The following is a 23,386-nucleotide window of genomic DNA, read 5'->3' as shown; positions in this document are numbered from 1 at the left end:
ACGACGTCCACGTCGCCCTCTCCACCGGCACCACCTTCAACCCCAGCACCAAATGGCACGACTTCTTCGGCCTCAACGGCGAAACCACCCTCTGAAGTGGCTCGGGCTCCTGTGTCGGGCTCCGGGCCGGGAGCGCCGGTACCCGGACGGCCGTGAACCTGGCGGACTGACCGGGGCAGGGCCTCCCGAGGCGGACATCGCCTCGGGAGGCCCTCGCGCTGCGGATCAGATGCCGCACGAGACGGTGGCGCCCCCACCGGAGAGCAGGTCGCTTCGGGACCAGCCCGACACGCCGGTCGCGCGATTGTGCAGGTAGGTCCAGCGGGCGCCGTCGTGCCCGGTCCGCCAGCAGCGGAACGTCGCGGTCTGGCCGGGCTGGCCCTGGCCGCGCGAGGTGCAGTCAGCGCCGGGTCCGGTGCGGATGTTGATGCCGGTCCCGGCGAACGTGCCGTTGACCTGCGGCTCGAAGCTGGCGATGCCCTGTGGGCAGGACGCGTGGGCCGGAGCGGCGACCGCCAGCACGGCGGCGCTGCCCAGCAGGACGACGGCCATCGACATTCGTGCGAGTCTCATGCGGATCTCCCTTGACGACGTGACGGAACTGTCAGCTCCGCCGGTGGATGCGGTGTCAGAAGTGGGGGTCGAGACCGCTGCCCCAGGTGTACGAACCGCTGGCGGACAACTGGAAGTCGCACTGGATGTGGTAGGACCAGCCGCCGTCCTCCTCGGTGAGGTAGCTGTGGTGCCGGTAGGTTCCGGCGCTGGGGACCCCGGGCCAGAGCTGGTCCGTCCAGGTGTACGTGCCGGGCAGGATGCGGCCGGTGTAGGTCTGGCACGGTCCCGAGGTGGGGAACGTCCACCAGCCGTAGGTGCCGTCCTGGAGCGTGATCTCGCGGCTGACCGATGCGATCGGCATCCCGCTGATCGGCGTGGCGGTCAGGTGTTGGTTCTTCTGGTTGTAGGCCACGTCGGCGGCCTGCGCCGTGCCGGACACCACCGGCAGCATGGCGAGGGCCAGGACCACGGCGGTGACCCGGCAGAGTTTCCTTGCCCACGAGCGCATGTTGTCCCTTCTCAGTGCTGTCGCTTTCGGATGAACGACTCCTGAGACGAGACTGCCCGACGCATCCACAGCTGTCGTTGCGGCGGGACGCACAGGTGTTTAGTCTCCGTGCACGGTGCGGAGCCGCTGGCGGAACTCGGTGGGCGATTGGCCGTACCGTGCGCGGAACGCCTGACTGAAGTGCGCGGCGTTGGTGAAGCCCCAGCGGGCGGCGATCGCGTTGATCGTGCGGGCGGCGAGCCGGGGTTCGGCGAGGTCGCGTCGGCACCGTTCGAGGCGCTGTTCGCGGATCCAGCCGGCGACGGTGTGCTCCTCCTGCTCGAACAGCTTGTGCAGGTAGCGCACGGAGATGTGGTGCGCTGCGGCGATCACGCCCGGGGTCAGGTCCGGGTCACCGAGATGGTCGTGGATGAAGGCGCGGATGCGGGCGGTCAGCGCCCGCCGGCGCGTGTCCGCGGGGACGATCTTCCGGGCGTCCAGGGCGTCGGCCAACGCCGCGATCAGCACGTCGAGCGTCAGGGTGGCCAGCCGCGCGGTCTCGGCCGGGGTCAGCTCGTCCATCTGGTCGGCGAGCTGGAGCAGGAAGCGCGACGACAGCGCGCCGACGCCGCGGGCGCCGGAGATGCGGACGGCGCTCAGTTCACGCAGTTCCCGGGGAGGAAACGGCAGCAGCGTCCGGGGGAAACGCAGGAGCAGCATCCGGCTCGTCGAATCGTCCGGCCGGAGTTCGGCCACGTACGGACGCGAGGTGTCGTAGAGCACGAGGTCCCCGGCGCCGAAGTCGGCGCGTCTGCCGTCCTGCGTCAGCGTGCCGCTGCCACTGACCATGCAGCTCACCTTGAACACTTCCGGGTCGGCCTGCCGGATCAGCCGGGGCGTGCGGCGCACCGAGTGCGCCATCGTCGTCATCAGGGTCGCCTGCACCGGGCCGAACTCGCTGATGCAGACCCGCGCCTCGAAGCCGGTCTTCGCCTGCCGCTCCCGGGCCAGGTCGTACGGCACCCAGAGCTTCCCGCTGACCTCGCGCCAGAAGGCGAACCGGTCACCCGGTGAGACGTCGGCGGTGCTGACAACGTCCATCGACCAACCATAGTGACCGACGCGGCCGGGTCCATCCGATTAACCCGTCTCCAGCGGCCATCCTCAACGCGCCGAGGATCCTGGACCGGACGCGCGGCGCCGCCCGGGGCGGCGGACGGCCCGGTCAGCGGGCCCGCCGGTTGGCGCGCAGCGCGCGCAGGAGCACGCCGGGGGTGGCCAGCGAGCGCGGGTGCGCACGCATGGAGACGACCTCGTTGAAGCGCCGGGCGGTCGGCACGTCGGTGACGGTCGCCGTGACGATCTGCCTGCTGGCCCAGCTGGAGAGCCGGTAGCCGCGCGGGTAGGGCCCGTCGACGTGCGGCAGCGCCAGGTCGGCGGAGGTCGACATCGACCAGGCGACGTCCACCACGACCTTCTGCAGGGCGAAGAACCGGCGCGCGGGCGCGCCCAGGTCCGGGCCCGACCGCAGGTACGTCGACAGGCAGGCCGCGTGCAGCGCCGCCGCCGTCATTCCCTGCCCGTACACCGGATTGAACGACGCGACCGCGTCGCCGACGCTGACGAGCCCGGCCGGCAGGCGCCTCAGCCCGTGGAAGTCGCGTCGCCGGCTGTCGGCGTGGCGGTAGGTCTGCACCTCGCCGAGCATCTCGTTCGCGGCGAGCGCGCCGAACTCCGGCGGGAACTGCTCCCGCAGCCGGCGCACGAAGTCGTCCGCGGTGCGCCCCGGGCGGTTGGCGCCGTAGCCGGCCATCATGGCCATCCACCGGCCGTCCTCCACGGCGAAGAACGCGGCGCCGGCCACGTCCGAGGACATCCCCGGAGTGTGCAGTGCCATGACGACCGTGGCCTCCGGTTCCGCCTCCGGGCGGCGGAACAGCGCGGTGGCGTAGTTGAGGTCCACGGTCATCCGCCGCAGGGCGGGCCGGTCCCAGCCGGCCTGCTCCAACCACTCGGAGAGCCTGCTCGATCGTCCCATCGCGTCCACCACGAGGTCACCCGACTCGACGCCCGTCGCCCCGCCGGTCTCGCAGTGGACGCCGGTGACCACGCCGCCGTCGCACACGAGGCCCGTGGCGCGGGCGGTGACCGCCTTGACGTTGGGCAGCCGCAGCACCCGCTCGCGGATCAGCCCCTCCAGGAGGGGCCGGGTGCCCGCCAGGCTGTCGGCGTCGTCGGGTACGACGACCTTCAGACGCCCGTCGAGATAGCTCCGCCTGGCCGCCGGCGGCGCCTCAACGGCCCCCTGGGCCACGGCCTGCTCGCGGAATCCCGGGAACAGGCGTTCGAGCTGGAGGAAGCCGCCGGGCAGCAGCGCGTGCAGCTGCGTCCCCTGTGGCACGCCCGGGCGCCCGCCGGTCGCGTCTGGATCGTCGCGGTCGACGATGACGACGCTTTCGGCGTAGTCGGACAACACGCGGGCCGCCAGCAGCCCGGCGACGCTGCCCCCGACCACGACGGCCCTGCCGACGACCGGGGACGGCTGGTCGGGTGGCCGCACCGCGTTCAGCGCGACGAGGACCCGCGCCGGGGACGAGGACATCATGTTCTCCAAGGGGTACGAGGTGGGGTGCTTCTCGCCTGCCTGCCAGAGACCGGTGTGCGGGCGGCCCGGCGGGACGGATCGGTCGGCACGACGCCCGTCGATCGTCGCACGGCACCGGGCGTACCGGGCCCACCCTGATCCCCCTGGCGCGGCGATCAGCACTCGATCACGTTGACCGCGAGGCCCCCGCGTGCCGTCTCCTTGTACTTGACCTTCATGTCGGCGCCGGTCTCCCGCATCGTCTTGATCACCTTGTCGAGGGAGACCGCGTGCATTCCGTCGCCCCGCATCGCGAGCCGGGCCGCCGTGACCGCCTTGATGCTGGCCACCGCGTTGCGCTCGATACAGGGGATCTGCACCAGCCCGCCGACCGGGTCACAGGTCAACCCCAGGTTGTGCTCCATCCCGATCTCCGCCGCGTTCTCCACCTGGGCCGGCGTACCGCCGAGCGCCTCGGCGAGCCCGGCTGCGGCCATCGAGCAGGCCGAGCCCACCTCACCCTGGCAGCCGACCTCCGCACCCGAGATGGAGGCGTTCTCCTTGAACAGCACCCCGATCGCCCCGGCCGTCAGCAGGAACCGCACCACCCCGTCCGGGGATGCCGACGGCACGAACCGGGTGTAGTAGTGCAGCACCGCCGGAATGATCCCGGCCGCCCCGTTGGTCGGCGCGGTCACCACCCGGCCCCCGGCCGCGTTCTCCTCGTTCACCGCCAACGCGAAGAGCGTCACCCAGTCCATCACCCGCAACGGATCGGCGCTGCCGGTGTCAGCCGCCAGCCTCCGCCGCAACTCCGCCGCGCGCCGCCGGACCCGCAGCCCACCGGGAAGCACCCCGTCGCGCTCACCACCCCGCCGCACGCACTCCCGCATCACCCGCCAGATCTCCAGCAGACCGGCCCGGATCTCCGCCTCGGTACGCCAGGACCGCTCGTTGGCCAGCATCACCTCGCTGATCGACAGCCCGGTCGCGGCGGTGATGTCCAGCAACTCGCCCCCGGTGCGGAACGGGTACCGGACCAGCGTGGTGTCCGGGATGATGCGGTCGGCCCCCGCCGCCGCCTCGTCGACCACGAACCCGCCACCCACCGAGTAGTAGGTGCGGCTGCGCAGTTCGACGCCGCTGGGGTCGTACGCGACGAAGGTCATCCCGTTCGGGTGATACGGCAGCGACCGGCGCCGGTGCAGCAGCAGATCCCGGTCCGGGTCGAAGTCGATCTCCTGAACCCCCAGCAGAGCCAACCGCCGCTCGGCACGCACCCCGGCCACCCACGTGTCGACGGTGTCCGTGTCGACCGTCTCCGGGGCCTCACCGGCCATTCCGAGCAGCACCGCCCGGTCGCTGCCGTGCCCGTGCCCGGTCGCCCCCAACGAACCGAAGAGCTCCGCCCGGACCCGGCCGGTACCGGCCAGCACACCGTCGGCCTTGAGTCCCGCCACGAACGTCCGGGCGGCCCGCATCGGCCCGACGGTGTGCGAACTGGACGGCCCGATGCCCACACTGAAAAGATCGAAAACGCTGATCATGACGCACTCCCTGTCGCGTCGGCCACCCGTGGCAGCCGTCTCTCAATTGGCCGAACCGGGCTTGAACGACCGGGCCAGCAGGAGCAGGTTCGCCGGCTTCTCGGCGAGTCGACGCATGAAGTACGCGTACCAGTCACGGCCGTACGGGAGGTAGACGCGCATGCGGTTCCCGCTCGCCGCCAGCCGCGACTGCTCGTTCTCGCGGATCCCGTACAGCATCTGGAACTCGTAGTCCTCCGCGCTGCGCCCACCGTCGCGCGCCAGGCGCAGGGCGTACTCGATCAGCGTCGGGTCGTGGGTTGCGATCATCGGATACCCGTCTCCCTCCATCAGGATGCGAAGACACCGCCGGAACTCGCCGTCGACCTCGCGCTTGCTCACGAACGCCACCGAGGCGGGCTCCGCGTAGGCCCCCTTCACCAGGCGGACCCGGCTGCCCGCGTGGGCGAGTCGCCGGCAGTCGGCCGCCGTCCGCCGCAGGCACGCCTGCAGCGCCACCCCGACCCACGGGAACTCGGTACGCAGCTCGTCGAGGATGGCGAGGGTCGCGTCGACGGTGGTGTGGTCCTCCATGTCGATCGTCACGGTCGAACCCACCGCCGCGGCGGCGGCGCAGACGTCGTGGGTGAGCCGGGCGGCGTGGTCGTACCCGTCGCCCGGCAGCGACCCGCCGAGCGCCGAGACCTTCAGCGAGACCTCGGCGGCGGCGGCCAGGTCCGCGGCGTCCAGTGACGCCAGCAGCGCGAGGTACGTGTCGCGGATGCCCTCGGCCTGTTCGAGTGTCGTCGTCCCCTCGCCGAGGTGGTCGATGGTGACCCGCAGGCCCGTCCCGGTGAGCCGGCGGGCCACCGCGATCACCTCACGGTCCTCTTCACCCGCGACGAATCGGTGCACGATTCCCCGGGTCAGGGAGGACTGCGAGACAAATCCGCGCATTCGTTCGTTCTCTGCTGCCATGAGCAGCAGCTTGTTCGGCATCAGCGGGACAGCCCGGCGTGCAGCGGGTGCCGGTCGGCGAGACGGTCGACCCGCGAGCGCAGCCCGTCGCCGGCTTCCGCCCTGCTCAACGCGGTGGCGACGATGTCGGCGACCTCGACGAAGCCGGCCTCGTCGAAGCCCCGGGTGGCCAGGCCCGGGGTGCCGATCCGCAACCCCGAGGTGACCATCGGCGGGCGGGGATCGAACGGTACGGCGTTGCGGTTGACGGTGATACCGATCCCCTGGAGCAGCCGTTCCGCCTGGAGACCGTCCAGCTTCGCCGCACGCAGGTCGACCAGCACCAGATGCACGTCGGTGCCCCCGCTGACCACCCGGACACCGGCGTCGTACGTGTCGGCGGCGCCCAGCCGTCCGGCGACGATCCGCGCTCCGCGCAGGGCCCGCCGCTGCTGGTCCCGGAACTCGTCCCCGGCGGCGATGCGGAACGCCACCGCCTTGGCCGCCATCACATGCCCCAGGGGGCCGCCCTGCTGGCCGGGGAAGACCGCCGAGTCCAGTCGCCGGGCCAGCTCGGGGTCGGCGCTAAGAATGGCGCCACCACGCGGTCCGCCGAGCGTCTTGTGCGTGGTCAGGGTGACCACGTGGGCGTGCGGCACCGGGTCGGGGTGCAGCCCGGCCGCGACCAGCCCGGCGAAGTGCGCCATGTCGACCAGCAGGTACGCGCCGACGGCATCGGCGATCCGGCGGAACCGCGCGAAGTCGAGCACCCTCGGGTACGCCGACCAGCCCGCCACGATCATCTTCGGCCGGTGCTCGTGCGCCAGCCGCTCGACGGTGTCCATGTCGACCAGGAAGCTCCCGGCGTCCACCTGATAGCCCACCGCCCGGTACAGCCGGCCGGAGTAGTTGATCCGCATCCCGTGGGTCAGGTGACCGCCGTGCGCGAGGTCGAGACCCAGGATGGTGTCCCCGGGGTCGAGCAGGGCCGCCATCACGGCGGCGTTGGCCTGGGAGCCGGAGTGCGGCTGCACGTTGGCGTACGCGGCGCCGAAAAGTTGCCTCGCCCGCTCGATCGCCAGGCGCTCGATGGTGTCGAGGTGCTCGCAGCCGCCGTAGTACCGCCGGCCCGGGTAGCCCTCCGCGTACTTGTTGGTGAGGACCGAGCCCTGTGCCTCGAGGACCGCCCGGGGCGCGAAGTTCTCCGAGGCGATCATGCCGAGGGTCTGCCGCTGCCGGCGCAGCTCGGCGGTGATCGCCTCGGCGATCTCCGGGTCGGCGTCGATCAGCCCCTGGTCGTGGACGGTCATGACACGCCTCCGTTGTCGGTCTCGGCGAGGTGGGCGCGGTACTCGTCGGCCGTCATCAGCGGCGGCACGTCGGTCAGCCGGACCCGGAACAGCCAGCCCTCGACGTACGGGTCCGCGCCGATCAGGCCCGGGTCGGCGACGACCGCCTCGTTGGTGGCGACGATCTCGCCGCTCACCGGCATGTACAGCTCGGCCACCGACTTGGTGGACTCCACCTCGCCGCAGACCTCACCGGCCGCCAGCTGGGTGCCGGGTTCGGGCAACTCGGCGTAGATGACGTCGCCGAGCGCCGCGGCGGCGAACGCGGTGATGCCCACCGTCGCCGGCTCGGCCGCGTCGTCGATCCACTCGTGGTTCATGCTGTAGCGCAGACGCGCGGGAACATCCATGTCCATTACTCCTTGCAGCGGGTGACGCGGGTCAGCGCGGACGGCGGTAGAACGGCAGTCGGGTGATCTCCACCGGCTCGGTGTCCCCCCGGATGACGACGCCCGGTCGGGACCGCGCCCCGACGGCGTCGGGGTGGACCCGGGCCAACGCGACGGGCCGGTTCAGCACCGGTGACAGCGCGCCGCTGGTGACCACGCCGACGGGTTCCGCCGTGCCGCCGTCCGTCAACGCGACCATCGGATGGCCGGTCCGTGGCACGCGCCGTCCATGGCCCGCTCGGCGGTGTGGTCGGTGACGGTCGCTCCGGGTCCGGCGCAGCGGGTGCGCAGTTCGGCCAGCGCAGTGCCGGTGTTGACGGCGTTGGTCACCAGCAGGTACCGGTCGGTGGCGAGCCGGTAGGCGACCAGGTCGTCGAGCACGCCGCCGGTCTCGTCGCAGAGCATGGTGTAGCGGGCGCGGCCCACCGGCACCGCCGACAGGTGCCCGACCAGTGCGTGGTCCAGTGCCGCCGGGGCCTGTGGCCCGGACACCTCGAGTTGTCCCATGTGGCTGAGGTCGAACAGGCCGGCGCGTTCGCGTACCGCGCGGTGCTCGGCGGTTTCGCTGCCGTGGCGCAGGGGCATCGACCAGCCGGCGAAACCGGTGAACCGGGCGCCGAGTTCAGCGTGCGCGGCGTGCAGGGGTGGGTGGAGCAGGGTCGTCGGACTCTGGTGCATGGAGGACTCCCTCGTCCCGACGCGGTCGCGTCGTACGGTCGGTTGCCTCCCGCTCTGTCATGGACCTGAGAGCTTCGCCGCCGGGTGGCGGTTTGCACCGTGGGTGAGACGACGGATCGTCTGCTTTCCAGAGTTCGCCTTATCCGAGCGGTAACGGGGCCTGAGAGTTTCTTGGGAGTTTGCTCCTTCGGCGCCCCGACGGAAGGTCGGGGTCTCTCCCGCGCGGATTCGAACGGCGTCTATGCAGTTGTGGGTTGCTCGCAGACCCTAGGCGGGCGGGCGAGCGGGTGTCAACGATGACGGAACGTGGTCGTGACGTCACGTATATAGACGATGAACAATCCTTTACATGATGTGTGATGTGTGCCATTGTACTGGCCACCTGCGGCACAATGTCCAGCCTCGATCGAAGGAGATCCACGGCCGCAGCGCCCTCCGAAGAGGAGTAGGCCGTCCGCCAAGCCGTACCTCACCTGCGGAAACCCCTCCCAGGCCGCCCTCGGCCACGGACCGGTGGACGGCCACCCCGCACCCCCACTCTCCGGCGCCAGGCCGGAGCACCGAACGCCAGGAGGCGCTCCGTGAGAACCAAGAAGACACGCAATCGAGGCCACTGGGCCGCCATGCCGCTCGCGCTGGTGCTGGCGCTGGGGCTGAGCCCGCTGGCCCCCTCCGCCGCGGCGAACGCAGCGCCACCGGCGAGGCCGACCGGCGCCGCCCCGACCGACGCCGGTGTCGGCTCCGGCGCCGTCGACGGACACGTCCGGCGGTCACCGCTGCCGCTGAGCGAGCGGGCCCCGCTCCCCTCGTCCCGCGAAGAGCTGCGCCGCGACTACGACCAGCCCGACGACGCCAAACGGTCCACCTCCCCGTCGATGCGCGGCCTGGCCGCCGCACCCTGCGCGGTCGGTGACTTCACCAGCCGGACCGGCAGCGCCCTGGTGCAACAGATCAAGGCGTCCACCACCGACTGCGTGAACACCCTGTTCAACCTCTCCGGAAGCGACGCCTACCAGGCGTTCCGCGAGGCGCAGATGGCCAGCGTGGCGTACGGGCTGCGGGACAACGCCGGCTCCTACGACGGCACCAACAACACGGGCACCGCCCAACTCGTGCTGTACCTGCGGGCCGGCTACTACGTGCACTGGAGCTACCCGTCCACGGTGGGCTCGTACGGCCCCACGCTGCGTACCGCCATCCGCGCCGGCCTGGACGCGTTCTTCGCCAACAGCCGCTCCGGCGACGTGAACGACGCCAACGGCGAGGTGCTGGCCGAGGCGGTCACCCTGATCGACAGCGCCGAGGAGAACGCCCGCTACCTGTACGTGGTGAAGCGGCTGCTGACCGGTTACGACAGCTCGTACGACTCGTCGTGGTGGATGCTGAACGCGGTCAACAACGTCTACATCGTGCTGTTCCGGGGCCACCAGGTGCCCGAGTTCGTCAGCACCGTCACCGCAGACCCGAGCGTGGTGGACACGCTGCACGCCTTCGCCACCGGCAAACGGGCCCTGCTCGGCACCGACCGGGGCTACCTGGTCTCCAACGCCGGCCGGGAACTGGGCCGGTTCCTCCAGCACACCGCGTTGCGGTCGAAGGTGCGACCGCTGGCCCGGGGCCTGCTGAACCTGAGCGCGATCACCGGCTCCACCGCCGCGCTCTGGGTCGGCGTCGCCGAGATGACCGACTACTACGACAAGGCCAACTGCGCCTACTTCGACACCTGCGACCTCCAGGCGCGGCTGGCCGCCGCGATCCTGCCGATCACCTACACCTGCGGCAGCAGCATCCGTATCCGCGCCCAGCAGATGGCCCCGGCCGAGCTGGACCGGTCCTGCACCAGCATGCGCGACCAGGACGCCTACTTCCACTCGGTGGTGGCCGACAGCGGCCCGGTCGCCGACGACCGCAACACCACGCTCGAAGTGGTGGTCTTCGACTCCAGCACCGAATACCAGACGTACGGCGGGCCGATGTTCGGCATCGACACGAACAACGGCGGCATGTACCTCGAAGGCGACCCGGCCGTCGTCGGCAACCAGCCGCGGTTCATCGCGTACGAGGCGGAGTGGCTGCGCCCCACCTTCGAGATCTGGAACCTCAACCACGAGTACACCCACTACCTCGACGGCCGCTTCAACATGTACGGCGACTTCACCGACAACATCGCCACCCCCACCATCTGGTGGATCGAGGGCTTCGCCGAGTACGTGTCCTACTCGTACCGCCAGCTGACCTACGGCGCCGCGATCACCGAGGCCGGGAAGAAGACCCACCCGCTGCGTACGCTCTTCGACACCACGTACAGCCACGACAGCACCCGCGTCTACCGGTGGGGTTACCTGGCGGTGCGGTACATGCTCCAGTCGCACCGGGGTGACGTCACCACGTTGCTCGGGCACTACCGCACGGGCAACTGGAACGCCGCCCGTACGCTGCTGACCAGCACCATCGGCAGCCGCTACGACACCACCTGGTATGCCTGGCTGGACGCCTGCGCGGCCGGCAACTGCGGCGGCACCACCAACCCGCCCGCCAACCAGGCCCCGGTCGCCGCGTTCACGCTCACCACCAGCGGGCTGACCGCCAGCTTCACCGACCGGTCGACCGACGCCGACGGGAGCATCGCCTCCCGGTCCTGGAACTTCGGCGACGGCACCACTTCGACGGCGACCAACCCGACGAAGGCCTACCAGGCCGCCGGCACGTACCCGGTCACGCTGACCGTCACCGACGACAAGGGTGCCACCGCCAGGACCTCCCAGAACGTCACCATCACCGGCGGCCCCGCCCCGCTGCCCGAGTGCACCGGCGGCGACGTCCGGACGCTGGGCCGCAACTGCCAGCGCGGCGGCATCCAGGCCACCGCCGGCAACCTCCACTACCTCTACCTGCACGTTCCGCCCGGCACCACCAGCCTGCGGATCACCTCCTCCGGTGGTGCCGGCGACGCCGACCTGTACTACAGCCCCAGCAGCTGGGCCACCACGAGCTCGTACACCCGGCGGTCGGTCAACACCGGCAACGGTGAGACGATCACGATCAGCAACCCGGCCGCCGGCTACCACTACGTCAGCCTGCACGCCAAGCAGGCGTTCAGCGGAGTCACGGTCAGGTCGGAGTACTGACCGGCCCAGTCCGTACCGACGGCGTTGCCGGCCACCTGCTGGTGGCCGGCAACGCCGTCGGCGGTCCGGTTCGCGGCGGTCACTCGTCACCGGCGAGTGCGGCAAGCGTGACCGGCTGCGCCAGCGGACGGGACGCGTACCCGGTCAGGTCCGCCACGCCCGGCTCCCGGCCCGTTCCCCGCGCCGCCAGGCAGGCGGTGGCGTAGCCGCAGACCCGCCCCTGGCACCAGCCCATCCCGGCCCGGGTCAGCAGCTTCGCGCCCCGGGCGTTGCCGGCGGACAACTCCCGCACCGCCCGCCGGACCGCCCCGACGGGCACCTCCTCGCACCGGCAGACGAGCGTGTCGTCGGCGCACCAGTCCGGCCAGCCGGACGGCACGGGGTGCACCGCGTGCAGCGCCGCCGCGAACCGGCGCAGCCGGCGCCGGGCCCGCAGCAGGCGGTCGTGCCGGCGGGCCGACCAGGGCGGCGTAAGGCCCAGGGAGCACGCGGCGGCGCCCCCGGCGAGCTGCCCCTCCACCAGCGCCAGGTCGGCGCCGCCGACGCCGGTGACCTCACCGGCGGCGTACACGCCCGGCACCGACGTCGCCTGGGTCGGATCGACGGCCAGCACCAGGCTGCCGTCGGAGTCCAGCCGGGTCGCGCAGCCCAGGGCAACGGCCAGCTCCAGCTGCGGGGTGAAGCCGAAGCCCACCGCGAGGCCGTCGCACCGCACCTCGGTCCCGGTGCCGGCCAGCACGGTGCCGTCGGGACCGAGCTGGGCGACGGTCACCCCGGTCAGGTGGTCGGTGCCGTGCGCGGCCACCACCGCCGTCCGGCGGTGGTAGGGCACCCGGTGCCGGAGCATCCGCCAGCCGTACCGGCCGGCCTCGGCGAGCTTGCCGGCCGCGCCCAGGACCGGGCGGAGCTGGCGGGCGTACCCGATCGGGTCGTTCGCCTCGTGGACGCCGACGACGGTGCTGCCCGCCTCGGCGAGGCCGGTCGCGACCGGCAGCAGGAACGGTCCCGTCCCCGCCACCACGATCCGCCGCGCGAAACTCACCCCCTGGCCCTTGAGCAGGGCCTGGGCGCCGCCGGCGGTGACCACCCCGGGCAGGTCCCAGCCCGGGAACGGCACGACCCGGTCGTGGGCGCCGGTGGCGACGACCAGCCGGCGCCCGTGCAGCACCTGCGATCGGGTGTGCACGGCGAACTCCGGGCCGGCGGATCCCTTTCCGCCACGGGCCTCGACGAACCAGACGGCCGCGTCGCAGCGGTAGTCGATCCTGTCGAGTTGCTCCCGCAGCCGGGCGAACGTCGACCAGGCGTGGTGGCCACGCCCGTCCGCGCCGGACCGGTGCCGCCAGAACTGTCCACCCGGTCGGGGCCCGGCGTCCAGCACCGCCACCCGGCAGCCGGCCCGCGCCGCACCGGCAGCCGCGGCCAGCCCGGCCGGCCCGGCACCGACCACCACCACGTCGTACCCGGTCACGCCCGCTCCCCGCCGTCGTCGTGGGTCTCGACCACGTCCCCGGGGCGGGCGAGCACCAGACAGGCCCGCTGGGACGACACGCCGTTGACGCGGACCAGGCAGTCGAAGCAGACCCCGATCCCGCAGAAGATCCCCCGGGGCCGATCGCCCAGCCGGGTGCGTCGCCACGAGCGGACACCGGCGGCGAGCAACGCGGCGGCGATCGTCCGCCGCCCGTCGGTGGGGATCGGACGGCCGTCAAAGGTGAACATCGTGACGCTCCGGGGCGAATGGTCGTAGGTCCACGTCGGGAAGGCGGCCGGCCAGCAACGCCGCGACGGCATGCCCGGTCGCCGGGGCGAGACCGATTCCGGCGCCTTCGTGGCCGGTGGCGTGGTACAGGCCCGGCACCCGCGGATCGGCGCCGATCATCGGCAGGTGGTCAGGGCTGTACGGCCGGAATCCCCGGTAGGCGCGGATCGCCGAGACCCGGCCGAGGACCGGGAAGAGCCGGACCGCTCCCGCCGCCAGCCGGCGCAGCGCCGGCAGCGGGATGGTCCGGTCGAATCCCACCCGTTCCCGGGTGGAGCCGATCAGGATGGTGCCCGCCCTGGTGCCCTCGACCACCGGGGACACCTCCAGGTCCCCGGAGCTGCGTCCCACGTTGGCGACGTAGCCGGCCGCGTACACCTTGTGCCGGACCAGCGGCGGCAGCGCCTCGGTGACCAGGACGAAGCCGCGCCGGGGCAGGATCGGCAACCCGACGCCGGCCAGGGCGGCGACCTCACCGGCCCAGACCCCGGCAGCGTTGACCACCATCGTGGTGGGCAACGCTCCCCGGTCGGTCAGCACGCCCCGGACCGCTCCCTCGGCGTCACGTCGTACGCCGACGACCGTGGTCCCGGTCAGCACCCTGACCCGGGCCGCACGCAGCAGGTGGGCGGCGGCCAGCATCGGGTGCACCTGCATGTCCTGCGGATAGCGCACCCCGCCGGTGAGGTCCCGGGCCAGGTGTGGCTCGTGGTCGGGCAACTCGTCGGCGGGGACCTCGTACGCCTCGACCCCGGCGGCGCGCTGGCTCGCGGCGAACGCCCGCAGCGCGGCGTGTTCCGCCGGCGAGGCGGCCACCACCAGTCCGCCCTTGTGTTCCAGCTCGACGAGTCCCCCGCCGAGCGTGTCCCCGAGCTCCCGCCACAGCTCGACGGAGTGCCGAGCCAGCGTCAGCTCCGGCCCGGGCGGCTTGTCGGAGACGAGGATGTTGCCCTCGCCGGCGCCGGTGGTGCCGGTGGCCACTCCGCCCCGGTCGACCACGGTCACCGTGAGGCCGGCGCGGGCGGCGTAGTAGGCGCAGGCGACGCCGACCATTCCCGCCCCGATGACGACGACGTCCGCGCCGGCGGCGGTCATGAACTGATGCGATGCATCCAGGCCTCGACGTCGTCCGCACGGCGGGGCAGGTCGTCGGAGAGCATCCGGTATCCGTCCTCGGTGATCAGGACGTCCTCCTCGATACGCATGCCCAGCCCGCGCAGTTCGGCGGGGAGAAGCTCGTCGTCGGGCTGGAAGTAGAGTCCCGGTTCCACGGTCAGCACGTGGCCGGCCGCGAGCCGGCCGTCCAGGTAGGCGCCGGACCGGGCGGCGGCGCAGTCGTGCACGTCCAGGCCGAGCATGTGGCCCGAGCCGCACAGGGTCCACCGGCGGTGCAGGCCGGAGTCCTCGGCCAACGCCTGCTCCGGCGAACAGGGCAGCACTCCGAGGTCCGCCAGGCCGTGGACCAGCACGGTCATCGCCGCCTGGTGGAACGCCCGGAACTCCGCACCCGGTCGCAGGCACTCCAGCGCGGCGTCGTTGGCCTGCCGGCACAACTCGTACAGGTCGCGCTGCAACGGAGTGAACCGGCCGGAGACCGGCAGCACCCGGGTGATGTCGGCGGTGTACAACGACCGGGTCTCCGCCCCGGCGTCGAGCAGCAGCAGGTCACCGTCGCGAATCGGTCCGTCGTTGTCGATCCAGTGCAAAGTCGCCGCGTGTGCGCCGGCCGCCACGATCGACTGGTAGCCGACGTCGTTGCCCTCCAGCCGGGCGCGCTGCCAGAACACCCCCTCCAGATACCGCTCCGAGGTACGCTTCGCCATCGGCAGCGCCCGGACCACGTCCTCGAAGCCCCGGGTCGTGATCGCCACCGCCTGCTCCAGTTGGCCGATCTCCCAGTCGTCCTTGACCAGGCGCAGCTCGGCCAGCACCGTGTCGAGTTCCGTGTCGCCGGCCCCGGCGGGCAGGAACGCGTCGACGCCCCGGTCGACGCCCCGCAGCACCCGGGTCGGTGCGTCCGCCCCGGCCAGCGTCGACTCCAGTTCGGCGATGTGCCGGGTCGGCAGGCCCAGCCGGCGGCGGCTCTCGCCCAGGGTGGGGCGCCGGCCGGCCCACAGCTCGCCGTAGACCCGGTCCCGGAAGAACTCGCCGTCCTTGCGGTCGGAGCGGGGACGCAGGAACAGCGTGGCGTCCCCGTCGGGTTCGATCACCAGGACCCCGTCGGACGACTGGTCGCCGGTCAGCCAGGTGTAGGCGGAGTGCGGCCGGAAGCGGAAGTTCTGGTCGTTGGAGCGCTGCTTGTAGCCACCGGCGGGAACCACGAGCCGCTCGCCGGCGTACAGGTCGTGCAGTCGTGCGCGCCGCGCCGCGGCCCAGCTGGCGACCTCGTCCTCCGGCAGGTCGTACTGCTCGGTGTCCGCCCAGCCGGACAGCATGAACTCCTCGAGCGCGGGGCTGACCGGCAGGTCGTGGCTGCCGGTACGCAGGTCGGCGCGGGTCACGGGGCCTCCTTGGCGGGGTGGGACGGTGGGGTGGGCCGGGCCGGTCGCGGCGGCGCCGCGAAGGTGACGGTACGAACCGAGGTGTAGAAGTGCAGAGCGGCGGTCCCCTGTTCACGCGGGCCGTAGCTGGACGCCTTCTCGCCGCCGAACGGCGCGTGGAAGTCCACTCCGGTGGTCGGCGCGTTGACCCGGATCAGGCCGGTGTCGACCCTGCGTACGGCGTCGAGCAGCGCACCGATGTCGTGGCCGTGCACCGAGGTGACCAGCCCGTACCGCACGTCGTTGACCAGTTCGACGGCGCTGGCCAGGTCCGGCGCGGCCAGGATGGTGGCCAGTGGGCCGAAGGTCTCCTCCCGGGCCACCGGGTGCGCCGGGTCGACCCGGTCGATCAGCACGGGCGCGACGAAGAAGCCGTCATCGGCGGTCGGGCCGCCCGGGCCGCCGGTGAGTATCCGCGCCCCGCTCGCCCGCGCCGCCTCGACGGCGCCGAAGACCCGGCTCCGGGCGGCGGCGTCGATCACCGGACCGGCGACCACGGCCGGCTCGGCCGGATCACCGAAGCGCAGCGACGCCACCGCGGCCACCAGGGCCTCGGTGAACTCCCGGGCGTCGCCCACCACGACGATCCGCCGGGTCGCGGTGCACTTCTGGCCGGCGTACCCCATCGCGGCGTTGGCCAGCAGCGCGGCGGTCTGCCCGAGGTCCGCGTCGGGCAGCACCAAGGCCGCGTTCTGGCCGCCCATCTCCGCCTGCACCGGCAGCCCGGCGCGGGCCGCCGCGACCGCGACCTGCGCGCCGACGGTCACGGACCCGGTGAACGACACGACGTCGCTCGCCTCGACGACCGCCCGCCCGGTCTCCGTCCCGCCCGGTACGACGTGCAGCAGCCCGCTCGGCAGCAGCCCATCGAACAGCCCTTCCACGGCGTCGCCGCAGGCGAGCGCGTCCGGGGAGGGCTTGAGCAGCACCGCGTTGCCGGTGGCGAGGGCCGGTGCGGCCTTCCACAGCGGGATCGCCAGCGGAAAGTTCCACGGCGTGACCAGCCCGGCGACACCGTGCGGTCGGCGCTCGGTGAAGAGCAGGCCGGGTTGGTGCGCCGGCAGCGACGGCGGCAGCACGTCACCGGTCGCGGCGAAGCATGCCTGCGCGTAGTAGTCCAGGATGGCCGCGCCCCGGTCCACCTCGGCGCGGGCCTCGCCCGCCGGCTTGCCCACCTCGCGGACGATGAGGTCGGTGACCGCGTCGGCCCGCTCGCGCAACCGGTCGGCAGCCGCCCGCAGGGCCGTGGCGCGGCCGGCCGGCCCTTCCCGGCACCACCCGTCCTGTGCGGTACGCGCCCGCGCGGCCAGCGCCCGGACCTCGTCCGGAGTCACCGCGGCCCGTTCCGCGACCACGTCGCCCGGGCACTGCGGGGAACGACTGCGAATCAACTCACTCACCACAGGAATCCTGCCGGGAAGGGGTCGTCAGCGTCGAGGAAGTGCTGTGCGGTGCCGGTCAGCCAGGCCCGCCCGGTGACGGTCGGCACCACCGCCGGCCGGCCCGCGACGGTGGTGGTGTCGACCAGTCGCCCGACGAACCGGGTGCCGAGCAGGGACTCGTTGACGAAGTCCCGGTCGACTGGGAGCAGGCCCCGGGCGTGCAGTTGCGCCATCCGCGCCGACGTGCCGGTGCCGCAGGGTGACCGGTCGAACCAGCCAGGGTGGATCACCATGGCGTGCCGGGAGTGGCGGGCGTCCGAGCCCTCCCCCGCCAGGTACACGTGATGACAGCCGGCGATGTCCGGCTGCTCGGGATGCACCGGCCGATCGGTGGCGTTGACCGCCGCCATGATGGCCAGCCCGGCGTCCAGCAGCCGCTGCTTGTGGGCCCGGTCGAGGCCGATTCCCAGCCCGGTGAGGTCCACGATGGCGTAGAAGTTGCCGCCGTAGGCCAGGTCGTAGCGGACCCGGCCCAGGCCGGGAACGTCGACCACGGCGTCCAGCGCGACCGTGAAGGACGGGACGTTGCGGATCGTGACGGCGCTGGCGCGGCCGTCGGTCACCGCGACCGACGCCACCACCAGGCCGGCCGGCGTGTCCAGGCGTACGGTGGTCACCGGCTCGGTGACCTCGACCATCCCGGTCTCGACCAGCACCGTGGCCACGCCGATGGTGCCGTGGCCGCACATCGGCAGGCAGCCGGACACCTCGATGTAGATCACGCCGAAGTCGGCATCCGGCCGGGTCGGGGGTTGCAGGATCGCCCCGGACATCGCCGAGTGGCCCCGGGGCTCGTACATCAGGAAGGTTCGCAGGTGGTCGAGGTGGGCTATCAGGTGTTCCCGGCGCTGCGCCATGGTGGCGCCGGGGATCACCGGGACTCCGCCGGTGACCACCCGGGTGGGCATCCCCTCCGTGTGCGAGTCGACCACGTGGATGACGCGGTTGCTGCGCATCAGTGGTGGCCCGCCGCGATCAGCCGTTCGGTGGTTTCCCGGATCTCGGCGGCGACCGCGGGCGGCAGCGGCTGACGCGGCTGGCGGGTGGGTCCACCGGGCCGGCCGGCCACGTCCATGGAGAGCTTGATCGCCTGGACGAACTCCGGCCGGGAGTCCCATCGCAGCAGCGGGTGCAGCGTCCGGTACAGCGGCAGGGCGGTTGCCAGGTCCCCGGCGACGGCCGCCTCGTAGAGGCGCAGACAACTGGCCGGGATGACGTTCTGGTAGCCACCGATCCAGCCGACCGCGCCGGCCGTCAGCAGTTCGAGAGCCACGTCGTCGGCGCCGGCCAGCAGGTCGAGGCCGGGAGCGAGTTCGGCGATCGCGTATGCGCGGCGGACGTCGCCGCTGAACTCCTTGACCGCGACCACGAGGCCCTCGTCGAAGAGTTGGCGCAACAGGGTCGGGGTGAGGTCGACCCTGGTGTCGAGCGGGTTGTTGTAGGCCACGATGGGCAGGCCGGCCTTGGCCACCTCACGGTAGTGGGCCAGCACGGCCGTGTCGTCGGCGCGATAGGCGGTGGGCGGCAGCAGCATCACGGCGTGACAGCCCGCCTCGGCAGCCTGGTCGGCCCAGCGTCGCGCCTCGTCCGCGCCGTACGCCGCCACGCCGGGAATCACCGAGAAGCCCGCCGGGGCGGCCTCCACCGTGGTTCGTACGACGGCCTCACGTTCCGCGGCGCTCAGGACCTGGTACTCCCCGAGCGAGCCGTTCGGGACGACGCCGCGGCAGCCGTTCTCGGCGAGCCATCGGACGTGCTCCGCATAGGCGTCAAGGTCGACGCTCAGGTCGGGGGAGTCAAACGGCAGGGCGGTCGCCGTCAGGACGCCCCGCCATGGAAACTGTTCCACGCCACCTCCAGTAACATGTTACATGGCACCGTAGCATGGTTGTCGGGGCGTCACTAGGCGTGGATCACTCACTTTCCGGGCCGGCGGCCGTCGTCTCGCGCCCACCCGTCGGGCACCGCCCGCCGGGTCACGACCGCCGGGTCAGCGCTCGGGCCGGTCGGCCCAGATCCCGCGCACGTGCCGCAGATGGCCGCGCATCAGCTCGACGACCGCCTCCCGGTCCCCCGCCGCGAACAGATCCATGAGCTGGACGTGCTCGTCCGCCGAGTCGACCAGCCGACCGTCCCTGACCAGCGCGTCGAGTCCGTACAGCCGGGTGCGGTTGCGCAGGTCGGCCACCGTCTCCACCAGCCGCAGGTTGCCGCCCGCACGCAGCAGGGTCAGGTGGAAATCGCTGTCCGCCTCGATGTACGCCACGACGTCCCCCCGGCTCGCCGCCCGGACGATGGTCTCCGCCAGCACCCGGAGCTCGCGCAGTTGCTCGGCCGAGAGCCGGCCCACCTGGTCGGCCACCACGGGGATCTCCAGCAGTTCCCGGATCTCCGTGATCTCGTCGAGCTCCCGCTCGGAGAGGGACCTGATCCGGAAGCCCTTGTTCTTGACGATCGTGATCAGGCCCTCCTTGGCCAGATCGAGAATCGCCTCCCGAACGGGTGTCGGGGAGACCCCGAACTGGGTCGCCAGGGTCGGTGCCGAGTAGATGGTGCCGGGCCTGATCTGGCCGGCCACGATCGCGGCGCGCAGCGCGTGCGCCACCTCCTCGCGAAGGCTCTGCCGACCCTGGATGGCCGCCAGCGCCAGTCCCGCCCCGGCGGCGCCGGCACCGCCCGCCTGCCAGTCGGCCGTCACAACCACTCCGCCCTGCTCAGCTCACCGGGACGGTGAGGGTGACACCCTCGCCCCGACGAACACCGGTCGACACACGTACGCCGAGGGTGGAGCTTACCGGGCGACACGGCCCAGGATCTCCGCCGCCGCCCGCTCGCCGGCCTCGATCGCCCCGTCCAGGTACCCCGCCCACCGGGTGGCGGTCTCCGTGCCGGCCCAGTGCACCCGGCCGACCGGCTGGCGCAGCTCCGGCCCGTGGCCGCACCAGGAGCCGAGGGTCGGCGCTCCGCAGAAGCAACCCCTGGTCCACTCGTCGGCCGACCAGTCGTACTCGACGAACTCCTCCGGCCGCCGGGCGGCCGGGCCGGCGACGGCGGCGAGGGCGTCGAGCAGGCCCGCCCTGCGGTCCCCCGGCGGCATCCGCCGCAACGCGTTCGCCTCCGCGCCGTAGCTGAACGCGGTCAGTACCCCGCGTGCGGAGTCCGGGGTGCTGTTGTCCACCGTCTCGGTGACCGGCCCGGCGAGGCAGAACGCGACGCCGGAACGGCCGTCGGCGCGCCAGAACGGTTCCGGGTAGACCGCGTGGACCTTGATCGCCGAGCCCATCGGCATCCGCTGGGTGAGCGCGTCGCGCAGGGGCGGCAGCGGCGGGTCGTACCGGATGCGCCCGGCCAGCGTCGGCGGCACCGCGACCACCACCGCGTCCGCCTCGACGCGGTCGGTGTCGGTGTGCACGACCACGCCGGCACGGTCCTGCGCGATGGCCCGCACGGGCGCGGACAGCCGCACCGCGTCCGGGCCGAGGGCGGCGGCCAGCGCCTCGGCCAGCACCGGCGGGCCGCCGACGATCCGGTCCTGCTGCGCGCCGCCGGCCATCGCGAGCAGCGCCCGGCTGCCGCCGCCGGAGCGCAGGTAGAACGCCAGTTGGAGCACGGAGATCTCGTCCGGGCCGGCGGCCAGCAGCCCGCCCGCGAGCAGCCGCCCGAGGTACCGGGCGGTGGCCGGGTCCGGTGCGGCCGTACGCAGCCAGCCGGCCAGCGTCGTACGGTCCCACTCGGCGGCCTCGGCCCCCGCCCACGGCGCGACCGGGTCGACCCGCTCGGCGTACGCGTCGAGCAGGTCGAGGACCCGCGCGGCGCCCTCGGGGACCCCGGCGTGCCGACCGTCGGGAAAGATCACCGGTGACGCGCCGTACGCGGCGGACGGGAAGGTGGCGATCCCGTACCGGGCGAGGAGCCCGTTGACCCGGTCCTGGGTGGGGCCGACCCACTGGGCGCCCAGGTCGAGCTGGGTGCCGTCGGCCAGCCACCGGGTGAGCACCCGCCCGCCCACCCGGTCGCGCGCCTCCAGCACCCGCGTCCGTACCCCGGCGCGGGCGAGCGCGAGCGCGGCGGCCAGCCCGGAGAATCCGGCACCGACCACGGCGACCTCGGTTCCCATGCGACGGCATACCCGTTTACGCCGCCGCCATGACCCCGACGCCGGATCGCGGCAGCCGGCGGCGGGGGCGGGCGTGGAGTCCGGCGATCGAGCGGGGTCGACCACCGACGGTCGATGCCCGCGCCGATCGTCGGTATCGAGACACATGAGCGTGCCGGGGCTGCGCGGACGGCCCGGACGGGCCATCCTTGTCCGGTGCGGCGGCCGCCCGTCCTACGACGGTGGCTGCGGTGCGCGGACCGGAAGACAGTCGAGGACACGAAGGAGGATGCCGTGCGCTACGTCGACGGCCCGGCGGTCGAGTGCGACCTGCACGTGGCAGCCGATCCCGCCCGGGTGTGGGAGCTGGTCACGGACATCGAGCTGCCCGCGCGGTTCAGTCCGGAGCTGCGCCGGGTGCGGTGGCTGGACGGCAGCCGGGGGCCGACACTCGGCGCCCGGTTCGAGGGGCACAACCACCATCCGGCGCTGGGCGAGTGGCGCACCATCTCGCACATCGTGCGGTTCGACGAGCCGCGGGCCTTCGGCTGGGTCGTGCTCGACCCGGACAACCGCTTCGGCGGCGGCCCCACCGACCCCGCGCAACCGGGTGCCAGCTGGCAGTACCGCCTCACCGCCGAGGACGGCGGGTGCCGACTGTCCCACTCCGTGCGGATCGGCCCCGGCCGCACCGGGCTCAGCCTCATCATCGACCGGGCCCCGGAGAACGAGGAGCAGGTCATCGCCCGCCGGCTGGACGCCCTGCGGGACGCCATGACCGGCACGTTGCAGGGCATCCGGGACCTCGCCGAGCAGCCACGCTGACCACGGCGCCGGCGGGCTGGACGCGGTGGTGGGCTGGGCGGCGGTAGCGGCCTGACAACGGTGGCGGTGTACGGCGGTGGCGGCAGCGCGCCACCGCCGGGCCGGGACTCGGCGCGGCGTCGGGCCGGACCACTCAACCCCGACGGGCGTCGCCCGCCCGCCCCGGCGCGGAGGTGCCGAAGCGTGCTGCGAACGCGCCGTACACGGGCGTACCCGACAGGTTGTCGCGGATGGCGAACACCACCCGGTCGAACCGGTCCACCACCCGCAGCGCGTCGGCGAAGGCGTCCGCCACCGTGGCGGGGTCGTTGCGGAACACCCCGCACCCCCACGCGCCCAGCACGATCGTCCGATGCCCGTGCGCGGCGGCCACCTCGAGCACCCGCCGCGCACGGCGGCGCAGCACCGCCGGCACGTCGGGGGCGTGCGCGGGCTGGTTGCGCACGATCGCGCCGAGGTTCGGCGCCGCGGCGGTGAGGAACGACGTCTGGTACGCCACGTCGAGCAGCACGCCCTTGTCGTCGCGGAACACCGGCACCCGCGGGGAGTAGACGACCCGGTCGCTGTACCGCAGGTCGCGCTGGCCGCGGTGGAACGCGTAGAAGTCGGGCGCGGCGAGCAGGCACGGGTAGAGCGCGGACGATCGTGCGACGCTCTCCTCCTGCGCCTTCGCCCCGCCGAGGAACCCGCCGCCCGGGTTCTTGGCCGACGCGAACACCAGACACGCCGCATCCGGGCCGAGCCGGCGGGCCGCCTGCAACGTCGACTCGTACGTCACCTCGACGTCGCCGGCCCCGACCCGCGTGTCGTCGACGGTGAGCGTCCCGTCGGGAAGGTGGTGGCGGGTGCCGGCGACCGCGGCCCGCACCTGCGCACCGATGACGACCTCGTCGCCGGCGCCGTTGCGGTACCGGCCCGACTCGGCGATCGCCACCGTCTGTCGGGCGATCTCACGAAGGCGGCTGCTCACCGGCGCACCCGGCGCATCCGCCGGCAGGTGGCGTGCACAGCCAGCAGGCTAGGCCGCCACCCGTTCCGCCGACAACTGCTTTCCGCGCAACGCGCGGC

Annotated in this window: 22 protein-coding genes and 2 riboswitches; of the genes, 2 read left to right on the top strand and 20 right to left on the bottom strand. The window is 72.8% G+C overall.

What is annotated here, in order from left to right; all coding sequences use genetic code 11:
* Positions 1 to 225 precede the first annotated feature (225 nt).
* The 10 genes from EV374_RS24485 to EV374_RS24445 form a co-directional block, all read right to left on the bottom strand.
* Complete coding sequence (locus EV374_RS24485; RefSeq protein WP_132239201.1) at positions 226 to 573, bottom strand: SH3 domain-containing protein; 348 nt, start codon at positions 571 to 573, stop codon at positions 226 to 228.
* A gap of 55 nt (positions 574 to 628) precedes the next feature.
* On the bottom strand, positions 629 to 1,063 hold the full coding sequence (locus EV374_RS24480) for a hypothetical protein (protein ID WP_132239199.1): 435 nt from the start codon (positions 1,061 to 1,063) through the stop codon (positions 629 to 631).
* A gap of 99 nt (positions 1,064 to 1,162) precedes the next feature.
* Positions 1,163 to 2,143: an AraC-like ligand-binding domain-containing protein gene (locus tag EV374_RS24475; RefSeq protein WP_132239197.1), complete on the bottom strand. Its 981-nt coding sequence runs from the start codon at positions 2,141 to 2,143 to the stop codon at positions 1,163 to 1,165.
* A gap of 124 nt (positions 2,144 to 2,267) precedes the next feature.
* Complete coding sequence (locus EV374_RS24470; RefSeq protein ID WP_132239195.1) at positions 2,268 to 3,644, bottom strand: FAD-dependent monooxygenase family protein; 1,377 nt, start codon at positions 3,642 to 3,644, stop codon at positions 2,268 to 2,270.
* A 158-nt stretch (positions 3,645 to 3,802) separates the two neighbouring features.
* Positions 3,803 to 5,173 (bottom strand): L-serine ammonia-lyase, encoded by a 1,371-nt coding sequence (locus EV374_RS24465; protein WP_132239193.1) that lies wholly within the window; start codon positions 5,171 to 5,173, stop codon positions 3,803 to 3,805.
* Between the two features lie 42 nt (positions 5,174 to 5,215).
* Positions 5,216 to 6,151, bottom strand: coding sequence for a proline dehydrogenase family protein (locus EV374_RS24460; protein WP_132239191.1), 936 nt, complete (start codon positions 6,149 to 6,151; stop codon positions 5,216 to 5,218).
* Positions 6,151 to 7,419, bottom strand: a complete 1,269-nt coding sequence (gene glyA, locus EV374_RS24455) for a serine hydroxymethyltransferase (protein WP_132239189.1) — start codon at positions 7,417 to 7,419, stop codon at positions 6,151 to 6,153. The genes EV374_RS24460 and glyA overlap by 1 nt, the downstream gene beginning before the upstream one ends.
* Positions 7,416 to 7,808 (bottom strand): glycine cleavage system protein GcvH, encoded by a 393-nt coding sequence (gene gcvH, locus EV374_RS24450; protein ID WP_207914516.1) that lies wholly within the window; start codon positions 7,806 to 7,808, stop codon positions 7,416 to 7,418. The genes glyA and gcvH overlap by 4 nt, the downstream gene beginning before the upstream one ends.
* A 31-nt stretch (positions 7,809 to 7,839) precedes the next feature.
* Entirely contained in the window at positions 7,840 to 8,046 is a 207-nt protein-coding gene (locus EV374_RS33605; protein WP_165947897.1) for a glycine cleavage T C-terminal barrel domain-containing protein, read from the bottom strand.
* Positions 8,034 to 8,525, bottom strand: coding sequence for an aminomethyltransferase family protein (locus EV374_RS24445; RefSeq protein WP_165947896.1), 492 nt, complete (start codon positions 8,523 to 8,525; stop codon positions 8,034 to 8,036). The genes EV374_RS33605 and EV374_RS24445 overlap by 13 nt, the downstream gene beginning before the upstream one ends.
* Positions 8,526 to 8,577: 52 nt before the next feature.
* Positions 8,578 to 8,658: riboswitch (glycine riboswitch) on the bottom strand.
* Positions 8,659 to 8,663: 5 nt separating this feature from the next.
* A riboswitch (glycine riboswitch) is annotated at positions 8,664 to 8,756 on the bottom strand.
* A gap of 350 nt (positions 8,757 to 9,106) precedes the next feature.
* On the opposite strand from EV374_RS24445, the gene EV374_RS24440 reads away from it, so the two are divergent.
* Positions 9,107 to 11,653 carry a collagenase gene (locus tag EV374_RS24440; protein WP_486485936.1) on the top strand — a complete coding sequence of 849 codons (2,547 nt, stop codon included), beginning with the start codon at positions 9,107 to 9,109 and terminating at the stop codon, positions 11,651 to 11,653.
* Between the two features lie 79 nt (positions 11,654 to 11,732).
* On the opposite strand, the gene EV374_RS24435 is transcribed toward EV374_RS24440, so the two are convergent.
* From EV374_RS24435 to EV374_RS24395, 9 genes are all read right to left on the bottom strand, one after another.
* The gene (locus EV374_RS24435) at positions 11,733 to 13,124 is read right to left on the bottom strand and encodes an FAD/NAD(P)-dependent oxidoreductase (protein WP_207914514.1); all 1,392 of its coding nucleotides are present in this window, start codon (positions 13,122 to 13,124) and stop codon (positions 11,733 to 11,735) included.
* Positions 13,121 to 13,375 (bottom strand): (2Fe-2S)-binding protein, encoded by a 255-nt coding sequence (locus tag EV374_RS24430; RefSeq protein ID WP_132239185.1) that lies wholly within the window; start codon positions 13,373 to 13,375, stop codon positions 13,121 to 13,123. The genes EV374_RS24435 and EV374_RS24430 overlap by 4 nt, the downstream gene beginning before the upstream one ends.
* Positions 13,362 to 14,510, bottom strand: a complete 1,149-nt coding sequence (locus EV374_RS24425; RefSeq protein WP_132239183.1) for an NAD(P)/FAD-dependent oxidoreductase — start codon at positions 14,508 to 14,510, stop codon at positions 13,362 to 13,364. The genes EV374_RS24430 and EV374_RS24425 overlap by 14 nt, the downstream gene beginning before the upstream one ends.
* Positions 14,507 to 15,916 (bottom strand): aminopeptidase P family protein, encoded by a 1,410-nt coding sequence (locus EV374_RS24420; protein ID WP_132239181.1) that lies wholly within the window; start codon positions 15,914 to 15,916, stop codon positions 14,507 to 14,509. The genes EV374_RS24425 and EV374_RS24420 overlap by 4 nt, the downstream gene beginning before the upstream one ends.
* Positions 15,913 to 17,355 (bottom strand): aldehyde dehydrogenase family protein, encoded by a 1,443-nt coding sequence (locus tag EV374_RS24415; RefSeq protein ID WP_132239179.1) that lies wholly within the window; start codon positions 17,353 to 17,355, stop codon positions 15,913 to 15,915. The genes EV374_RS24420 and EV374_RS24415 overlap by 4 nt, the downstream gene beginning before the upstream one ends.
* Complete coding sequence (locus tag EV374_RS24410; protein WP_132239177.1) at positions 17,352 to 18,353, bottom strand: proline racemase family protein; 1,002 nt, start codon at positions 18,351 to 18,353, stop codon at positions 17,352 to 17,354. Before EV374_RS24410 ends, EV374_RS24415 begins: the two co-directional genes overlap by 4 nt.
* A complete protein-coding gene (locus EV374_RS24405) occupies positions 18,353 to 19,246 on the bottom strand; it encodes a dihydrodipicolinate synthase family protein (protein WP_132239175.1) in 894 nt (297 codons plus the stop codon). Before EV374_RS24405 ends, EV374_RS24410 begins: the two co-directional genes overlap by 1 nt.
* Positions 19,247 to 19,387: 141 nt before the next feature.
* Positions 19,388 to 20,095 (bottom strand): GntR family transcriptional regulator, encoded by a 708-nt coding sequence (locus EV374_RS24400; protein WP_132239173.1) that lies wholly within the window; start codon positions 20,093 to 20,095, stop codon positions 19,388 to 19,390.
* A gap of 93 nt (positions 20,096 to 20,188) precedes the next feature.
* Entirely contained in the window at positions 20,189 to 21,514 is a 1,326-nt protein-coding gene (locus EV374_RS24395; protein ID WP_132239171.1) for an FAD-dependent oxidoreductase, read from the bottom strand.
* A gap of 273 nt (positions 21,515 to 21,787) precedes the next feature.
* Between EV374_RS24395 and EV374_RS24390 the strand changes: the two genes are divergently transcribed.
* Positions 21,788 to 22,318 carry an SRPBCC family protein gene (locus EV374_RS24390; protein WP_207914512.1) on the top strand — a complete coding sequence of 177 codons (531 nt, stop codon included), beginning with the start codon at positions 21,788 to 21,790 and terminating at the stop codon, positions 22,316 to 22,318.
* A gap of 133 nt (positions 22,319 to 22,451) precedes the next feature.
* Here EV374_RS24390 and EV374_RS24385 read toward each other — a convergent pair whose 3' ends face one another.
* Positions 22,452 to 23,288 (bottom strand): TIGR02452 family protein, encoded by an 837-nt coding sequence (locus tag EV374_RS24385; protein ID WP_132239167.1) that lies wholly within the window; start codon positions 23,286 to 23,288, stop codon positions 22,452 to 22,454.
* Between the last annotated feature and the right edge of the window lie 98 nt (positions 23,289 to 23,386).

Source organism: Micromonospora sp. CNZ303, assembly GCF_004345505.1.
Note: the sequence above shows the minus strand (reverse complement) of the source record. Positions and strands in the feature narration are given on the sequence as shown.

Excerpts from the sequence above, each read along its gene's own strand:
- EV374_RS24485 (WP_132239201.1), bottom strand. The coding sequence starts at position 573 with ATGAGACTCGCACGAATGTCGATGGCCGTCGTCCTGCTGGGCAGCGCC.
- EV374_RS24480 (WP_132239199.1), bottom strand. The coding sequence starts at position 1,063 with ATGCGCTCGTGGGCAAGGAAACTCTGCCGGGTCACCGCCGTGGTCCTG.
- EV374_RS24475 (WP_132239197.1), bottom strand. The coding sequence starts at position 2,143 with ATGGACGTTGTCAGCACCGCCGACGTCTCACCGGGTGACCGGTTCGCC.
- EV374_RS24470 (WP_132239195.1), bottom strand. The coding sequence starts at position 3,644 with ATGTCCTCGTCCCCGGCGCGGGTCCTCGTCGCGCTGAACGCGGTGCGG.
- EV374_RS24465 (WP_132239193.1), bottom strand. The coding sequence starts at position 5,173 with ATGATCAGCGTTTTCGATCTTTTCAGTGTGGGCATCGGGCCGTCCAGT.
- EV374_RS24460 (WP_132239191.1), bottom strand. The coding sequence starts at position 6,151 with ATGCCGAACAAGCTGCTGCTCATGGCAGCAGAGAACGAACGAATGCGC.
- glyA (WP_132239189.1), bottom strand. The coding sequence starts at position 7,419 with ATGACCGTCCACGACCAGGGGCTGATCGACGCCGACCCGGAGATCGCC.
- gcvH (WP_207914516.1), bottom strand. The coding sequence starts at position 7,808 with ATGGATGTTCCCGCGCGTCTGCGCTACAGCATGAACCACGAGTGGATC.
- EV374_RS33605 (WP_165947897.1), bottom strand. The coding sequence starts at position 8,046 with ATGGTCGCGTTGACGGACGGCGGCACGGCGGAACCCGTCGGCGTGGTC.
- EV374_RS24445 (WP_165947896.1), bottom strand. The coding sequence starts at position 8,525 with ATGCACCAGAGTCCGACGACCCTGCTCCACCCACCCCTGCACGCCGCG.
- EV374_RS24430 (WP_132239185.1), bottom strand. The coding sequence starts at position 13,375 with ATGTTCACCTTTGACGGCCGTCCGATCCCCACCGACGGGCGGCGGACG.
- EV374_RS24425 (WP_132239183.1), bottom strand. The coding sequence starts at position 14,510 with ATGACCGCCGCCGGCGCGGACGTCGTCGTCATCGGGGCGGGAATGGTC.
- EV374_RS24410 (WP_132239177.1), bottom strand. The coding sequence starts at position 18,353 with ATGCGCAGCAACCGCGTCATCCACGTGGTCGACTCGCACACGGAGGGG.
- EV374_RS24395 (WP_132239171.1), bottom strand. The coding sequence starts at position 21,514 with ATGGGAACCGAGGTCGCCGTGGTCGGTGCCGGATTCTCCGGGCTGGCC.